Below are 14,756 nucleotides of genomic sequence, written 5' to 3' on the forward strand. Positions count from 1 at the left end.
TTCTGCCGTAAATGACATGGCCCACCCCGCAATGGGGCGGGCCTGCAGATGGCGGGAGGCGATAACCGTTGCGTGCGCGGGGATGACTTTTTGGCCAGCGCGTGACGCCTATGGCAGCGTTGTCATACAATCGGCGCGGCGATCCGCCCCGAGAACCCAGAGAGCGATAACAATGACAATCCGCTTCAAGCTCGCACGTACCGTGCTTGCCGCCGCATTGGCGGCCTCCCTTTCCTGTGTCTACGGCGCCGAGGCCGGGCGCGAACGCCTGTCCCTGGACCGGGGCTGGCTGTTCCACCTGGGCGACATCGCCCCGCCGGACATTGTCACCCACGAGGACACCTACCTCAACGCCAAGGCCGGCAACGCGGCCGGCGCCGCCGGCACCCGCTACAACGACGCCAGCTGGCGCAAGCTGGACCTGCCGCACGACTGGGCGGTGGAAGGCCCCTTCGATCCCAAGGCGAACATCGGCCAGGGCTACCGTCCGCGCGGCATAGGCTGGTACCGCCGCTACCTGAAGGTGGACGAGAGCGAGCGTGGCCGCCACTTCGAGCTGCAGCTGGACGCGGTGGCCAGCAATTCCACGGTCTGGGTCAACGGTAACGTGGTGGAGCGCAACTGGTCCGGCTACGGCGCCAGCTATATCGACATCACGCCCTACCTGCGCTACGGCGACGCCGGCAACACCATCGCCGTGCGGGCCGACGCCAGCGTGATGGAGGGCTGGTGGTACGAGGGCGCCGGCATGTATCGCCACACCTGGCTGGTCAAGACCAACCCGGTGCATATCGATACCGACGGCATCCACGCCACCCCGCGCCAGGACAAGAACGGCGCCTGGAGCATCCCGGTCGAGGTCAGCCTGTCCAACAGCGGCAAGAAGGCGGAAAACGTCACGGTGGAAGTGACCGTGTTCGACCCGGACGGCAAGCAGGTGGCGCAGCGCCAGCAGGCCGTCAGCGTGCCGCTGCTGGGGCAGGGCCGGGCGGCGCTGCCGGTGGCGGTCAAGGCGCCGGCCTTGTGGAGCCTGGAGCAGCGCAAGCTGTACAGCGTGCGCGCCGTGGTCAGGCAGGATGGCAAGGCGGTGGACGAGCTCACGCTCAAGACCGGATTCCGTACCCTGCGCTTCGACAGCCGCGAGGGCTTCTTCCTGAACGGCCGCCACGTCAAGCTGCAGGGCGTGTGCATACACCAGGACCATGCCGGGGTCGGCGTGGCGCTGCCGGACGCGGTGTGGGAGTACCGGCTGCGCCGCCTGAAGGAGCTGGGCGTGAACGCGATACGCTTCTCGCACAACGCGCCCGCCGCGGAGGTGCTGGACATGGCCGACCGCATGGGCTTCCTGGTGATGGACGAGAACCGCAACTTCAATCCCTCGCCCGACTACATGAAGCAGCTCGAATGGATGGTGCGGCGCGACCGCCACCACCCCAGCGTGATCCTGTGGTCGGTGTTCAACGAGGAGCCGGTGCAGGCCACCGAGATCGGCTACGAGATGGCGCGCCGCATGGCGGCGGCCGTCAAGGCGCTGGACGATACCCGCCCGGTGACGGCGGCCATGAACGGCGGCTTCTTCACGCCGCTGAACGTGTCGCACGCGGTGGACGTGCTGGGCGCGAACTACCAGGTCAAGGATTACGACCGCTACCACACGGCCAATCCGGACAAGCCCTTCACCAGCTCGGAGGATACCTCGGCCTTCATGACGCGCGGCGAATTCACCACCGACAAGTCGCGCAACATCGCGGCCAGCTACGATGACGACTTTGCTCCCTGGGGCAACAGCCACCGCGACGGCTGGCAGGCCATCGCCACCCGGCCCTATGTGGCGGGCGGTTTCGTCTGGACCGGTTTCGACTACCGGGGCGAGCCGACGCCTTACGAGTGGCCCTCGGTCAGTTCCTTCTTCGGCATCATGGACTTGAACGGCTTCCCCAAGACGGCCTATTACATGCACCAGGTGCAGTGGATCAAGGACAAGCCGCTGATTTACATCGCGCCGCACTGGAATTGGGCCGGCAAGGAAGGACAGGACATCCGCGTGATGGTGATGGCCAATACCGACACCATCCGCCTCAGCCTGAACGGCAAGGACCTGGGCGAGCAGAAGGTCGATCCCTACCGCATGAACTTCTTCCAGGTGCCGTACCAGCCGGGCAAGCTGGAAGCGGTCGGCTACAGCAAGGGCAAGGAGACGGTGCGCGCCACGGTGGAAACCACTGGCCCGGCAGTGGCCCTGCAGTTGGTGCCGGACCGCGAGGCGCTGGCCGGCGATGGCCGCGACGCCATGCCGGTCACGGTGCGCGCCGTGGACGCGGCCGGACGCGAAGTGCCCGAGGCCGATCCGCTGGTCACCCTGGAGGTGACGGGCGCGGGCCAGTCCCTGGGCCACGGCAATGGCGATCCGAACTCGCATGAGGATGAAAAGGGCAAGACCCGCCGATTGTTCCACGGCTTGGCGCAGCTGATCGTGCAAAGCGCCTATGACAGCGAAGGCCAGCTGCGCATTGCCGCCAGCGCGCCCGGCCTGGCGCCGGCCAGCGTCGCCATCCCGGTGCGCAAGACGGCCGGCGTGGCCTACGTGCCGCCGTTCGAGGCGCCCGCCACCTACCTGCAGGGCTGGCGCATCTCGCCGGCCAGCAAGGAGCGCCCGGACCCCAACCGCCAGCTGGCGGCCAACGACATGAACACCTGGGAACCGGGCCAGCCGCCCATGGTGGATGGCGCCACGGTGGGCGGCTACCGCGTGTACCGCACCGAGTTCACGCCGCGCGGTCCGGCTGCCGAGGGCAAGGGCCGTATCCGCTTCGAGAAGGTGGCGGGCAAGGCCGAAGCCTGGCTGGACGGCGTACTGATAGGGAAGAAGGACAAGTACGAGGTGCGCGACTGGCGCATCGACCTGCCGGCCGGCGCCGCCAAGCGCCAGCTGAATGTGCTGGTGGAGGCGGAGCCGGGCAAGGAGGCGGGTATTCCGGGTCCGGTGCTGGTGGAGGCCAGGTAAGGCCCGCAGCTCAGGCCTCGGGGTGATGCGTCACCACATAGGCCAGCACCTCGACGGCGCCGGGATTGCGGTAGTTGTGGGCCTGGTCGGCGTCGAAGAACAGGGCGTCGCCCTGGCCCAGCAGGCTGGCCTGGCCGGCCACCGTCACTTCCAGCTGGCCCTGCACCAGCACCACATTCTTTGCAGTGCCAGGCAGCAGGGTGGCCAGCGTTTCGCTGGCGCCGGCCGCCAGGCGCACCTCATGCAGGTCGCTGCGCAGCTGGCGCTGCTGCGGGTACAGCGCGCGGATCGACAGCTTGCCGCTGGCGCTGATCAGGCGCGGCGTGCTGGCGGCGCGGATTTCCTGGATGCCGGCCGTGCTCAGGTCGCGCAGGAAGGCCGGCACCGACACCTGCAGCGCGGTGGCGATGCGCTGCAAAATGCGGATGGTGGGCACGCTGCGGCCCGACTCGATTTGCGCCAGCATGGCGCGGCTCACGCCGGCCTTGCGTCCCAGCGCATCCAGCGACAAACGGCGCAGCGCCCGCAGGCGCGACAAATTGGCCGCCACCAGCGTGGCCAGGTCCCTGTCCAGCGGTTCCGGCTCCAGGGGCGCGTGCGGGGGCGGGGTCTGTACGGAGTGCAGGTAGGATAATTGGGACATGGCGTAAGCGCGTCGCGAGACGTCGGCAAGTGGTCATCGATGCAATCAGCTTAGCACCCTGCCACCCCCGGCGGAACGAAGATAAACGCGCATGCATATGCGTCCAGCGCCGCTATCGCGCCGGCGCCGTCCGTGTCAGTACACCTCGGGGACGATGATTTCGCTGGGCACCGGGCGGCGCACGTAATCGTCGTGGTATTCGCGCTCGGGCAGCTGTATCACCGAGCGTTCCACTTCCACGTAGGGCATTTGCTGCAGCAGGTGATGGATGCAGTTCAGGCGCGCGCGCTTCTTGTCCACACCCTGCACCACCCACCACCTGGCTTCCGGGATGTGGGTGCGCTCCAGCATGATTTCCTTGGCGCGCGTGTATTCCTCCCAGCGGCGGCGCGATTCCAGGTCCATGGGGCTGAGCTTCCACTGCTTGAGCGGATCGTGGATGCGGCTCAGGAAGCGCGCGTTCTGCTCCTCGTCCGAGATCGAGAACCAGTATTTGATCACTTGTATGCCGGAGCGCACCAGCATGCGCTCGAACTCGGGCACGGTCTGGAAGAATTCCTCGTACTGCTCATCGGTGCAGAAGCCCATCACGCGTTCGACCCCGGCGCGGTTGTACCAGCTGCGGTCGAACAGCACGATTTCGCCGGCGGCCGGCAGGTGCGACACGTAGCGCTGGAAGTACCACTGGGTGCGCTCGCGGTTGTTGGGGGCGGGCAGGGCGGCCACGCGGCACACGCGCGGATTGAGGCGCTGCACGATGCGCTTGATGGCGCCGCCCTTGCCGGCCGCGTCGCGGCCCTCGAAGAGTATCACCACCTTGTGCCCGGTGTGGACCACCCAGTCCTGCAGCTTGACCAGCTCCGCCTGCAGGCGGAACAGCTCGCGGAAATACATGCGGCGCGCTTCCTTTTCCTCCTCGCTGCGGCCCTTGGCGGGCAGCAGGGTGTCGGGATCAAGGTCGCGGTCGTCGAGTTCCAGCTCCAGTTCCTCGTCGTAGCTGTCGTCGATGTCGAGCTGCACGCGGCGCGCCAGGTCCTGGGGTTCGGTGTTCATCATGGTAAGCCTCGTGGATCGGACAAATGTCGGCCTACCAGTGTAGTCGTCCTTTATGACACGGCCATGACGCCGCCACCCGCCCAGGGCCCGTTTCAAAATGAGCAGGGCCAGGCGCCGCGACGCAGATGCGCTTGCACGGCAAGCAGCGGCAACGACGCCATGGTCTCCTGAAACGGGTGTTTACAGGAAGGGCCAGCGCAATATGCCCTTGACGTGCAATATGGGGCGGGCCAGGAAGTAGGCGAGCACGAAGCCGAAGGCCGGCAGGCAGCGCAGGTCGCCCATGAAAGCGAGGAACATGCCGCCCACCGTGATGAAGGCGGTGGCAACCAGCAGCCATACTTCTATGCTCATGAAAAACACGGCGGCCTGGCGCCACACGCGGGCCGCCAGCTCGGCCGCTTCCCTGATCGATTTGTCCTGATTCATTGCAATTCTTCCGGGCAAAAACCCTGAATTATATCGCAACTCTCGGTTTTTGTTGCAGTGCAGCGTGCTTCAGTTGCCACCGCGCTGTTGGCGTAGGCGCTGCTTCAGTTCGTCCAGCGATGCCATGCCTTCGCCATCGGCCTTCAGTGAGCTGGCGAGGATGCCGGCCAGCGATTGGAAGCGTCTGGTCTGGAAATACAGCCCGTCCGGCTTCTTGCGCGTACCGGACCATGACGGCTGGCCGGAGCCCGTTTGCATCAGCACCGGGCCAGTGGCCGCGGCCAGGTCCAGCCGGCACCATTCTCCCACCCGCTGGCTGAGGGTGAATTCTGCCTCGTTCATGGTGCCGGCCAGCACTTCATCCACCTTCAGCCTCGTGGTCATGCAGCCGCAGTCGTTGGAGATGGTGATGGTGGCGCCGCCATTGCCGGTTGGGGTGTTGCTGTTCAGGCTGGGGCAGCCCGGCGCGCCTATCGGTATCACGGTGGAAGACAGGACGTGGCCGGAAAACAGCACTTCATCGGCCGAAACCTGCGTGGAAGCCAGCAAAGTGAGGGAAAATATCGATCTGATCATGGTCCGTCTCTCCGGGATGGATAAGCTGGACATTCTATCTGATGTTAAGTAGGCAATGTTCCTATCCTTTTAAATCAACTTACTGGAGCGCATCATGAGCGAATTGATCTACAAGCTGATCCTGAAAAACCCGGAAGGCGACAGCGTGCGCGGCAACCTGAATTACCGCTTCACCGACCTCGATCTGCCGGCCGCCAGCGACCTGGCGCAGCTGGTTGCGGAAACCCAGCTGCAGCGTCCCAAGATAGAGCTGTCCATCTTCACGGTCCAGGGCACCTTCACGGCGCCGCTGGCGACCGGTCCGCTGCCCATCCCCATCAGCGGCATTTGCCTGGTGAGCCTGGTGGGGCCCACACTGTCCACCCTGTTCAGCAGCATCGAGGGGACGGGCTTATTGGGCCTGCAGTTCAATGGCATCGATTCGGACGCGCAGCACATAGGCGGCGGCCTGCTGTGGCGCCCGCTGGGGCTGGAACAGGTGTGGAGCGTGCTGGGCACGCGGACGCAGTAAGGTCCTGCCTGACCCGCTTTGAAAAATGAGCGGGGCGGGGCGGGGCGCAGGCCAAGGCCAGGGCGAATTGTTCCCGCTATTGCCTGCTTCCGCTTCGGAGCTGTCTCAACAGGGCCAGAGCGCGGTGCTCGCACCTGGCCCTGCTCGTTTCGTATCCATTCTTAATGCCGCAGCTCCTTGAGCAGCGCCTCATTGAAGGCCGGGATGTCGTCCGGCTTGCGGCTGGTGATCAGCTTGCCATCCACCACCACCTGTGCATCGCGCCATTCGGCGCCGGCATTGCGCAGGTCCAGTTCCAGCGTGGGCCAGCTGGTCACCTGCTTGCCCTTGGCGATATCAGCGTCGATCAGGGTCCAGGGGCCGTGGCAGATGGCGGCGATGGGCTTGTTCTCGCGTGCGAATTCGCGGATGAAGGTAATCGCTTCCGTGCTCAGGCGCAGCTGGTCGGGATTGGCCACGCCGCCCGGCAGCACCAGCGCGTCGAATTCGGCCGGGCGGGCGTCGCGCACGTCCAGTTCGACCTCGAAGCGGTCGCCATGGTCCAGGTGGTTGAAGCCCTGTACCTGCTCGCCCTGGCCCTTGGGCGAGACCAGGATGACCTGGGCGCCGTGCTGTTCCAGGAATGCACGCGGGCCGGTGTATTCCACCTGCTCCACGCCATCGGTCATCAGCACTGCCACACGCTTGCCCTGCAATTCGGTATTTACTTGAGTCATCGTATCCTCCGTTATTAAAAGAGAGTGACGTGACAGGATGACAGGCCCACCAACCCCTGGCTGTGCGTGTCCGCACGCAGCCTTGATGCAAGTCCTCTAGCGCGACCGTGTTCTGCATATTATCGGACGAGCGACACCTCGCGGAGACAGGTAAATGAATACGAAAAGCATTTATTACTCTTGCAGCACATGGCTGGCGTACGAAATCAATCAGCGGTTTTATGGCGGGCTGCACTATGTTTGGTGTACACCGTATTTTGATCCGACGTCATCTCTCAATCCCAGCAATTCAATTCCACCGACCTCCAGTCCGCGTGATATCTATTGGCGTTTGAAGAAGGAAGTGGAGTGCGGCGACCTTCATTCAGCGAAAATTTCCAGCGGGCGTGCGCGGCTTAGGCACGGCGCCTATGTCCGGCTGCAGTCCGGATTGATTAGTACGGCGCAGCACGATGAAATCTGCGACATCGTGCAATTGGTCGAGATAGCTGACTTTCGGCCCCTGTTGTTAGTCATTCCCGGAGCCCCTGTCGCCACGCTACTGAAGCCGGTGGCAGTGAGAGAGCGCGCGAATCCTCTCTCCGAGGAGTACATTATCGAAGATCTGCCCAGGGCACTATTTGATGCTATTGAGTTGTGAATTCGGAGGAAAATATGGACATGTTGAAATTCGTCGGCGATGCCCCACGGAATATTGGAACGGAGGCGCTGTATTACTGCGTGAAGGCTCTGGAGCAGGCAGGCTTGCCCAAGGAGGTAAAAAGGGACTACTTCCGTGATGTAGAGTCTGATGTGCCCAACGAGGCCGCTGTGAAGATTGCTTGCTCGATATTGGATGCTATCGAACTTGCTGAACGTAAAAATATAGATCAAATTCCGCCGCAAGCAGTAGGCGCGTACATCGCGCAGGCGGATAAAGCCATGGGCGCGTTGACAACCGGTAGAAACGGTCGCAGCCGCGAAAGGGCAGCTCGACTATTAATGGAAATGCGGTGCTCATATCAGTGAACAGCAGCATCAGCCATCCGTCTGGCGGCTGCGGTAGCTTTGCGGCGCAAGTCCGTGCTCGGGCGCGAGGGCTTGCAGGCGCTTGTAGAGGGCGCGGGTTTCCAGCAGGTTCCAGACGCGCAGCATGGCTTCCAGCATGTCGAAGGGCTTGGTGAGGAAGTCCCTGGCGCCCAGGGCCAGGGCGCGGCGGCGCGCTTCGGCGGTGGCGTCGGCCGTGATGACCAGCACCGGCCGGAAATCGTAGGGGTCGCCGCGCCGCTTGAGGCGTTCCAGCACGGCGTAGCCATCCATCTCCGGCATCATCAGGTCCAGCACGATCAGGTCGGGATCGAAGGCGGCGAACAGGCCCAGCGCCGTTTCGGCGTCGGTGGTGCCGACCACGTGGGTCAGGCCCTCGGCAATGAACAAGTCTTCCAGCAGCCGCAAATTGGCTGGCTGGTCGTCGATGATCAGGATGCGCGAGGCCAGGATTTCATTTTCCAACATGGCGTTGTTCTATCTGGTCAAGTAAGGCAAGGAAGGCGGGCACTTCGAGCGGCTTGTCCAGCCTTAGTTCCGCTGCTGCATCGCTACCGGCAGCGCCGCCCAGCAGCACCAATTGGGCGCCGGGTCCGCACACCACGTGCAGCGCGTCTTGCGGCAATCCATCGGCCAGCAGCAGCAGGTCGGGACGGCGCTGGCGGGCCAGGGCCACGCCGCCGGCCACATTGGCCGCCAGTGCTGCCTGCCAGTGCGGACGGCGCCGCAGCAGGGCCGCCACCAGCGTGCGGGTGGAGGCATCTTCGTCCACGCACAGCAGGCTGTGGGTGGCGCTGCTGGCGGCCTGTTCCGGCTCCGGCGCCGCATCCGTGGGCTGGGCCGGCGCCGGCGGCGCCGCGCTGGCCAGCTGCAGGCTGAGGGTGAAGCGGCTGCCCGGACCCTGCTTGTCCGCATGGGCGATATCGCCCTGCATGGCCTGCATCAGCGCTTTCGATACCGCCAGGCCCAGTCCCACGCCATCGGTCTTGCCGCGCTCGGCGCCGAGCCGGTCGAAGGGCGTGAACAGGCGCTCGCGCAGGGCCGGCGCGATGCCGGGACCCACATCGTCGATGTGCAGCAGCACGGCGCCATCCGCGCGCGCGGCGGCAATTTCCACGCAGCTGCCCGGCGGGCTGTACTTGATGGCGTTGGACAGCAGGTTGAGTATCACCTGCAGCAGACGCTGGCGGTCGGCCAGCACCGCGCCGGCGCCGGCCATGCCTTCCGGCCGCAGCTGTACCGAGCGCTGCTGGGCCAGCGGATGCATCAGGCGCAGCGCTTCCACCACCAGCGACCCCAGCGCCACCGGGCTGCATGCCAGGGTCAGCTTGCCGGCCTCGATGCGGCCTATGTCCAGCACTTCCTCTATCAGCAGCAGCAAGTGCTGGCCGGCTTCGCGAATCTGCACGGCCTGTTCGTGCTCGCGGGTGTCGCGCAAGGCCGATTCCAGCAGCTGCGCATAGCCGAGGATGGCGTTGAGCGGGGTGCGCAGTTCATGGCTGGTGCGGGCCAGGAAGGCGGTCTTGGCCTGGCTGGCGGCCTGCGCCGCCGAGGCCCGCCCGGCCAGCAGCACCGAGGCCTGGTGCAAGCGCCGGGCCAGCTGGCCCAGTTCGTCTGTGGTGTCCGGCGTGGGTTTCAGGGGCAGGTCGCTGGTCAAGCGTTCGGCGTTCTCGGCCGCCAGCTGCACCCGCCGCACCAGGCCGACGGTGAAGCCCAGCGTGGCCAGGGCGCCGAACAGGCCGGCCGCGATCACGGCCATGGTCATCCAGAAGTTGCGGCTGGACGCTTCCTGCAGGGCCAGGGTGCGCTGCGCCACCACGGCCGCCTCGTGGCTGTGCATGGCGCCGATCTCGGCGCGCAGCTGGTCCAGGATCTGCTTGCTGCGCAGCAGGTGCTCCTGCAGCACGGCCGGGCTGGCGTTGCGCTGCTGGCGCATCAGTTCCAGGCTGGCCAGCTTGCTTTGCATGAGCGGCAGCACGCGCTGCAGGCGGGCGCGCTGTTCCGGGTCCTGGACCTCGTTCTGCAGGCTGGCCAGGGTGGCGGGCAGCTGGGCGGCCGCCGTGCGGTAGGGTGTGAGGAAGTCGTCGCGGCCGGTCAGCAGGTAGCCGCGCACGCCGGTGGCGGCTTCGGCGATCTGGGTGTGCAGGCGCTGGATGTCGCCCTGGACTTGCATGGTGCGCAGCATGTCGGCGGTGGCGGCCGCGGTCTTGCGCTCCACCGTGTAGCTGGTTACCGCCGATCCCAGCAGCAGCGAGACCGAGGCCGCGATCAGCACCCCGCCCTTGAGGCCCAGCGACCAGTGGCGCGGATGCAGGGCGTGGCCGGCGTGGTGTTTGGCCGCGTTCATCACGCGCCCAGCCCGCAATCGGCGGCGCGTACGGCGGCCTGGGTGCGGTCGTGCAGGTCCAGCTTGGCCAGGATGCGTTCGACGTGGATCTTGACCGTGCCGGGCGCGATGCCCAGCTGGTGCGCGATTTCGGCATTGGTCAGTCCGCCCGGCAGCAGCTTGAAGACCTGCAGTTCGCGCGGCGTCAGCTGCCTGAGCACGGCGGAACTGTCGGCAGCAGCGCTGCGCGCCGTGGACGGCTGGGCGGTGGCCAGGGCGGCGCCCAGCAGCGTGGCCAGGGCTTGCAGGGTTTCCAGGTCCTCGGCATCCGGCGCAGGCGCGGGGCGGGCGCTGAGCAGGGCCAGTAGCCCGCGGCCCTTGCCGTCGTAGACCAGCGGCACCAGCACTTCCAGGCCGGCACGCTGTTCGCGGCCCACGCGTAGGGCGCTGGCCACGTCCTGCCGCACCTGTGGCGCCCGCTGCAGCGCGCCCTGCAGCACCCGGTCGTAAGAAAGGCGGGCGCCGATGGGATGGACCGGGCCTTGCGCGGCGCAAACGTGCAGGGCGTCGTCCTGGCTGGCCAGCAGCAAGCCATCCTCCAGCGCCAGGAAGGCCAGGACCTTGGACAGCACCGCGCCCAGGGCGGACGGGCGACGTCCTTGTTCGGCCAGCACGGCGGCGCTGTCGGACAGCAGGCGCAAACGGGCCACGCTGCTCTCGGCCTGGCGGTAGCGGCTGCGCGCCGTGCGCGCGCTGGCAGGGGTGTCGGACATGGTCGGCATATCGGGAGTTTTTGCCGATTATATGCCACCCGGCATACGTCCAACCCGCCGGCCGGCAGATTTTTTCAGGGGGAGGGCGCGCCATACTGGATGCAAGCCGCCAGCATGCCGCTGGGGCAACAACATATCGATGGAGCACAGCATGAAACGTATCCTGATCGCCCTGGTCCTGGCCGCCAGCTCGCTTGCAGCCCACGCGGAAGGCCCGGCGCCCAAGTTCTACACCGACACTGCCAAGGCGCCCGGCAACGCGCGCGAAGCGGAAATCGCGGCCCTGTTCGACCGCTGGAACGCGGCCCTGGCCATGGGCGACGCGGCCAAGGTGGCCGCCCTGTATGCGCCGGACGGCGTGCTGGAGCCCACCGTCTCGAACGAGGTGCGCACCACGCCGGCCGGCATCCAGGATTACTTCGAGCACTTCCTCAAGCTGTCGCCGCAGGGCACCATCAACTTCCGCCAGATCCGCCTGCTGGGGCCGGACACGGCGCTCGATACCGGGGTCTACACCTTTGCCATCACGCGCGACGGCCAGCCGGCCAAGGTGCAGGCGCGCTACACCTATGTCTACAAGAAGGTGGGCAAGGAGTGGAAGATACTCAACCACCACTCCTCGGCCATGCCGGAGCTGGCCGCGCGTTAAGAGCGCTGGGTCAGGCGGCCGGGCGCAGTCGGGCGGTGATGGCGGCCACGCGTTCGCCGTAGCCGCGCGCGGTGTCCAGGTCGCCCTGCGGGATTTCATCCACGCTGGCGTCGGACGGCGACTGCACCATGGCGCCCACCGAGCCGCCAATGTTGTTGATGTCGGTGCGCTGGGCCGCCTTGCTGTTGGCTGGCGGGACGCCCAGGCTGACCCAGATGCCGCCATGCTGCGAGGCCAGGGTCTGCAGGGCGATCAGGCTGACCTGCTTGTCGCCGCTCAGGCTGGCGCTGTTGGTGAAGCCGCCGAACACCTTGTCCTGCCAGGCGCGGGTGAACCAGGCCTTGGAGCTGGCGTCGGCGAATTTCTTGAACTGCCAGCTGGGGCTGCCCATGTAGGTCGGCGTGCCGAAGATGATGGCGTCGGCCGCGTTCAGTTTGTCCCAGCCGCCGTCCGGCAGATTGCCTTCGGCGTCGATGGCCAGCAGCTCGCCGCCCGAACCCTGGGCCACGTACTCGGCCACGCGCTTGGTATGGCCGTAGCCGGAATGGTAGACGATGACGATCTTGCTCATGATTTCCTCTTTCGGGGTTGTAGGGTAGCGGTAGGGTAATTCAAAAGCTTACTTTTCGTAAGTACGCACTTGGAGGTAAGTGAAGGGCCAACAAGTGGTAGTACAATCGTAACTTTGTGGCTACCTTTTAGCGAGTCCCTCTTTTGATAGATAGTCCACCGGTACGCGCACTGCGCGCCGCCTGGTCGCGGCGCCTGGAAACGCTGGACGGCGGCGCGGAAGACCTGCAAGGCTGGCGCAACCGCCTGCTGGACGGCTTGTGCGCGGTCGCCTTCGGACTGGGCCTGCTGGCGGTGCTGCCCAGCATGTGGGGCAGCGCTAGCCAGCAGCACTGGACGCTGGTGGCAACCGACGCGCTGGCGCTGGCCGCCATGGGCTTGCTGCACTACCGGCGCGACCTGGCCTACCGGCTGCGCGCTTTCGCCATCATGGCCATCGCCTACCTGATCGCGGTGGTGCTGCTGTTCTCGATCGGGCCGGTGTCGCAGATCTACCTGCTGGCGGTGCCGGTGCTGTGCACGGTGCTGGCCGGCAGCCGCGTGGCGATGGCGGCGCTGCTGGGCTGCGCCGCCACGCTGTTCCTGGCCGGTCACGTGGGCGGCATCGAGCCGGGGATGGCCCTGGTGGTGGTGGCGCCGGCCGCGCACTGGGCCATCCTCACCCTGAATTTCCTGCTGGTGGGCGGGGTGCTGACCCTGTCCTGCACCTATCTGCTGCGCGGGCTGGACGGCGCCCTGGCGCGCCAGCGCGCCGTGCACGCCCGTATTCAGGACAACGAGGCGCGCTACCGCCAGACCCTGGAAAGCCAGATCGCCACCCTGCATGCGCGTGAAGCCGACCTGCGGGCCTCGCAGGCGCGCTATGCGGAATCGCTGGCGGCGCAGCGCGCGGCCGAAGTTTCCAGCCAGCTCAAGAGCGATTTCCTGGCCATGATCAGCCACGAGGTGCGCACTCCGCTGGGCGGGGTGATCGGCATGCTGCGCTCGGCCCAGAAGGATGGCAGCCTGGCGCCCCACACGCGCGACAAGCTGCGCCTGAGCCTGAGCAATGCCGAGGTGCTGCTGCAGATCATCAACGACATCCTGGACTTCTCGCGCCTGGAGGCGGGCAAGATGCCGCTGGAGGAACTGGATTTCAACCTGCCGGCCCTGTTGAACGACGTGGTGGGATTGCTGGCCGACCGCGCCGAGGCCAAGGGCGTTTCGCTGATCGCCGACCTGGACCCGGCGCTGCCGGCCTGGTGGCGCGGCGATCCGACCCGGCTGCGGCAGGTGGTGGTCAACCTGGTGGGCAACGGCATCAAGTTCACCGCGCGCGGCGAGGTGAGGGTCAGCCTGGCCTTGCATGAGGGCGGCGGGATCGTGCTGGCGGTGTGTGACAGCGGCATCGGCATTCCTGCCGAAGCGCTGGGCCGCCTGTTCCAGAAATTCGAGCAGGCCGACGCCGCCACCTCGCGCAAATATGGCGGCGCCGGCCTGGGGCTGGCGATCTGCAAGAACATCGTGTCCGCCATGGGCGGGCGCATCGACGTGCGCAGCACCGTGGGCGTGGGCAGCCAATTCCGCGTCCACCTGCCGTTGCAGCCCGGCGTGGAAACGGCCGGCAGCGAGGCCGGGCTGGCGCGCCCTCACGCGGCCCGGCTGGCCGTGCTGTGCGCCGAGGATGGCAGCACCAACCAGATCATCCTGCGCGAGCTGCTGGAGAATATGGGCCACAGCATCACGATCGCCGAAGACGGCGTCGCCGCACTGGACGAGCTGGCGGCCAATGATTACGACCTGGTGATCATGGATGGACGCATGCCGCGCATGGATGGCATGGCTGCCCTGCAGCGTTTGCGCGCGGGGCTGGACGGCGTACGCAATCCCCAGGTGCCGGTGATCGCGCTGACTGCCAATGCCAATGCCGAGGACCGCCAGCGTTTCCTGGCGGCCGGCGCCAACGGTTTCCTGGCCAAGCCGGTGGATGAGGCCGCGCTGCACGCGGAAATCGCGCGCCAACTGGCGGCGCTGCTGGCGCAGGGCAGCACGCTGATCGGCGAGCAGCGCGCCATGGCGGCCGGCGCACCGGCGCTGGCGGAGCTCGATGCGCTGTTCGGCGTGGCGGACCTGCCGGCTGGCGCCAATGCGCCCGCAGCCATCCCGATGACAGGCCGTCTGTATCCCGCCATGCGGGCCGCCTTCGTCGGTGAAGGGCCGCGGCTGCTGGCGGTCATGCAGCAGGGCCTGGACCAAGGGGATGCGATGGCGGTGGCGCTGTCCGCCCACAGCCTGATGGGCAGCGCCGCCTATCTCGGCGCCGAAGCCTTGCACACGCGTTGCGCCTTGATCGAAAAGCTGGCCGACGCCGGCGAACTGGCCAGCGCCGGACCGCACGTGCAAGCCCTCGAACAGGAACTGGCCGGCGCGCTGGCGCGCATGGCCCCGGAAGGTGCTTAATCAGCGGCGCAGGGTGGGCAACTTGCATGTAAACCGGT

General features: G+C 66.4%; 15 protein-coding genes. 6 read left to right on the forward strand and 9 right to left on the reverse strand.

Annotated features, from left to right (window positions below):
* The first annotated feature begins 172 nt into the window (after window positions 1-172).
* Window positions 173-3,004: a beta-galactosidase GalA gene (galA, locus tag ACLB1G_RS07430; RefSeq protein ID WP_491626557.1), complete on the forward strand. Its 2,832-nt coding sequence runs from the start codon at window positions 173-175 to the stop codon at window positions 3,002-3,004.
* 10 nt (window positions 3,005-3,014) lie between these two features.
* Here the strand turns inward: galA and ACLB1G_RS07435 are convergent, their stop codons facing one another.
* The 4 genes from ACLB1G_RS07435 to ACLB1G_RS07450 form a co-directional block, all read right to left on the reverse strand.
* A complete protein-coding gene (locus ACLB1G_RS07435; protein ID WP_491626558.1) occupies window positions 3,015-3,647 on the reverse strand; it encodes a helix-turn-helix domain-containing protein in 633 nt (210 codons plus the stop codon).
* A 135-nt stretch (window positions 3,648-3,782) separates the two neighbouring features.
* The gene (ppk2, locus tag ACLB1G_RS07440; RefSeq protein WP_491626637.1) at window positions 3,783-4,700 is read right to left on the reverse strand and encodes a polyphosphate kinase 2; all 918 of its coding nucleotides are present in this window, start codon (window positions 4,698-4,700) and stop codon (window positions 3,783-3,785) included.
* Between the two features lie 183 nt (window positions 4,701-4,883).
* A complete protein-coding gene (locus ACLB1G_RS07445; RefSeq protein WP_491626559.1) occupies window positions 4,884-5,132 on the reverse strand; it encodes a hypothetical protein in 249 nt (82 codons plus the stop codon).
* A gap of 69 nt (window positions 5,133-5,201) precedes the next feature.
* Window positions 5,202-5,708, reverse strand: a complete 507-nt coding sequence (locus tag ACLB1G_RS07450) for a hypothetical protein (RefSeq protein ID WP_491626560.1) — start codon at window positions 5,706-5,708, stop codon at window positions 5,202-5,204.
* 94 nt (window positions 5,709-5,802) lie between these two features.
* Here ACLB1G_RS07450 and ACLB1G_RS07455 point away from each other — a divergent pair, with 94 nt between their 5' ends.
* Window positions 5,803-6,219 (forward strand): hypothetical protein, encoded by a 417-nt coding sequence (locus ACLB1G_RS07455; RefSeq protein WP_491626561.1) that lies wholly within the window; start codon window positions 5,803-5,805, stop codon window positions 6,217-6,219.
* Between the two features lie 161 nt (window positions 6,220-6,380).
* Here the strand turns inward: ACLB1G_RS07455 and ACLB1G_RS07460 are convergent, their stop codons facing one another.
* The gene (locus ACLB1G_RS07460) at window positions 6,381-6,935 is read right to left on the reverse strand and encodes a type 1 glutamine amidotransferase domain-containing protein (RefSeq protein ID WP_491626562.1); all 555 of its coding nucleotides are present in this window, start codon (window positions 6,933-6,935) and stop codon (window positions 6,381-6,383) included.
* A 154-nt stretch (window positions 6,936-7,089) separates the two neighbouring features.
* Between ACLB1G_RS07460 and ACLB1G_RS07465 the strand changes: the two genes are divergently transcribed.
* Window positions 7,090-7,575 (forward strand): hypothetical protein, encoded by a 486-nt coding sequence (locus ACLB1G_RS07465; RefSeq protein ID WP_491626563.1) that lies wholly within the window; start codon window positions 7,090-7,092, stop codon window positions 7,573-7,575.
* 20 nt (window positions 7,576-7,595) lie between these two features.
* On the forward strand, window positions 7,596-7,943 hold the full coding sequence (locus tag ACLB1G_RS07470) for a hypothetical protein (RefSeq protein WP_491626564.1): 348 nt from the start codon (window positions 7,596-7,598) through the stop codon (window positions 7,941-7,943).
* A gap of 9 nt (window positions 7,944-7,952) precedes the next feature.
* On the opposite strand, the gene ACLB1G_RS07475 is transcribed toward ACLB1G_RS07470, so the two are convergent.
* From ACLB1G_RS07475 to ACLB1G_RS07485, 3 genes are read right to left on the reverse strand one after another with little or no spacing between them, the layout of a single operon-like run.
* Window positions 7,953-8,429 (reverse strand): response regulator, encoded by a 477-nt coding sequence (locus ACLB1G_RS07475; protein WP_491626565.1) that lies wholly within the window; start codon window positions 8,427-8,429, stop codon window positions 7,953-7,955.
* Window positions 8,416-10,308, reverse strand: a complete 1,893-nt coding sequence (locus ACLB1G_RS07480; RefSeq protein ID WP_491626566.1) for an ATP-binding protein — start codon at window positions 10,306-10,308, stop codon at window positions 8,416-8,418. Before ACLB1G_RS07480 ends, ACLB1G_RS07475 begins: the two co-directional genes overlap by 14 nt.
* A complete protein-coding gene (locus ACLB1G_RS07485; protein ID WP_491626567.1) occupies window positions 10,308-11,060 on the reverse strand; it encodes a helix-turn-helix transcriptional regulator in 753 nt (250 codons plus the stop codon). Before ACLB1G_RS07485 ends, ACLB1G_RS07480 begins: the two co-directional genes overlap by 1 nt.
* 151 nt (window positions 11,061-11,211) lie before the next feature.
* Here ACLB1G_RS07485 and ACLB1G_RS07490 point away from each other — a divergent pair, with 151 nt between their 5' ends.
* On the forward strand, window positions 11,212-11,709 hold the full coding sequence (locus ACLB1G_RS07490; RefSeq protein ID WP_491626568.1) for an SgcJ/EcaC family oxidoreductase: 498 nt from the start codon (window positions 11,212-11,214) through the stop codon (window positions 11,707-11,709).
* 10 nt (window positions 11,710-11,719) lie between these two features.
* Here ACLB1G_RS07490 and ACLB1G_RS07495 read toward each other — a convergent pair whose 3' ends face one another.
* Window positions 11,720-12,280 carry a flavodoxin family protein gene (locus tag ACLB1G_RS07495; RefSeq protein WP_491626569.1) on the reverse strand — a complete coding sequence of 187 codons (561 nt, stop codon included), beginning with the start codon at window positions 12,278-12,280 and terminating at the stop codon, window positions 11,720-11,722.
* A 143-nt stretch (window positions 12,281-12,423) separates the two neighbouring features.
* Between ACLB1G_RS07495 and ACLB1G_RS07500 the strand changes: the two genes are divergently transcribed.
* Complete coding sequence (locus tag ACLB1G_RS07500) at window positions 12,424-14,718, forward strand: ATP-binding protein (RefSeq protein WP_491626570.1); 2,295 nt, start codon at window positions 12,424-12,426, stop codon at window positions 14,716-14,718.
* Window positions 14,719-14,756: the final 38 nt, after the last annotated feature.

The organism is Duganella kummerowiae (assembly GCF_053572355.1).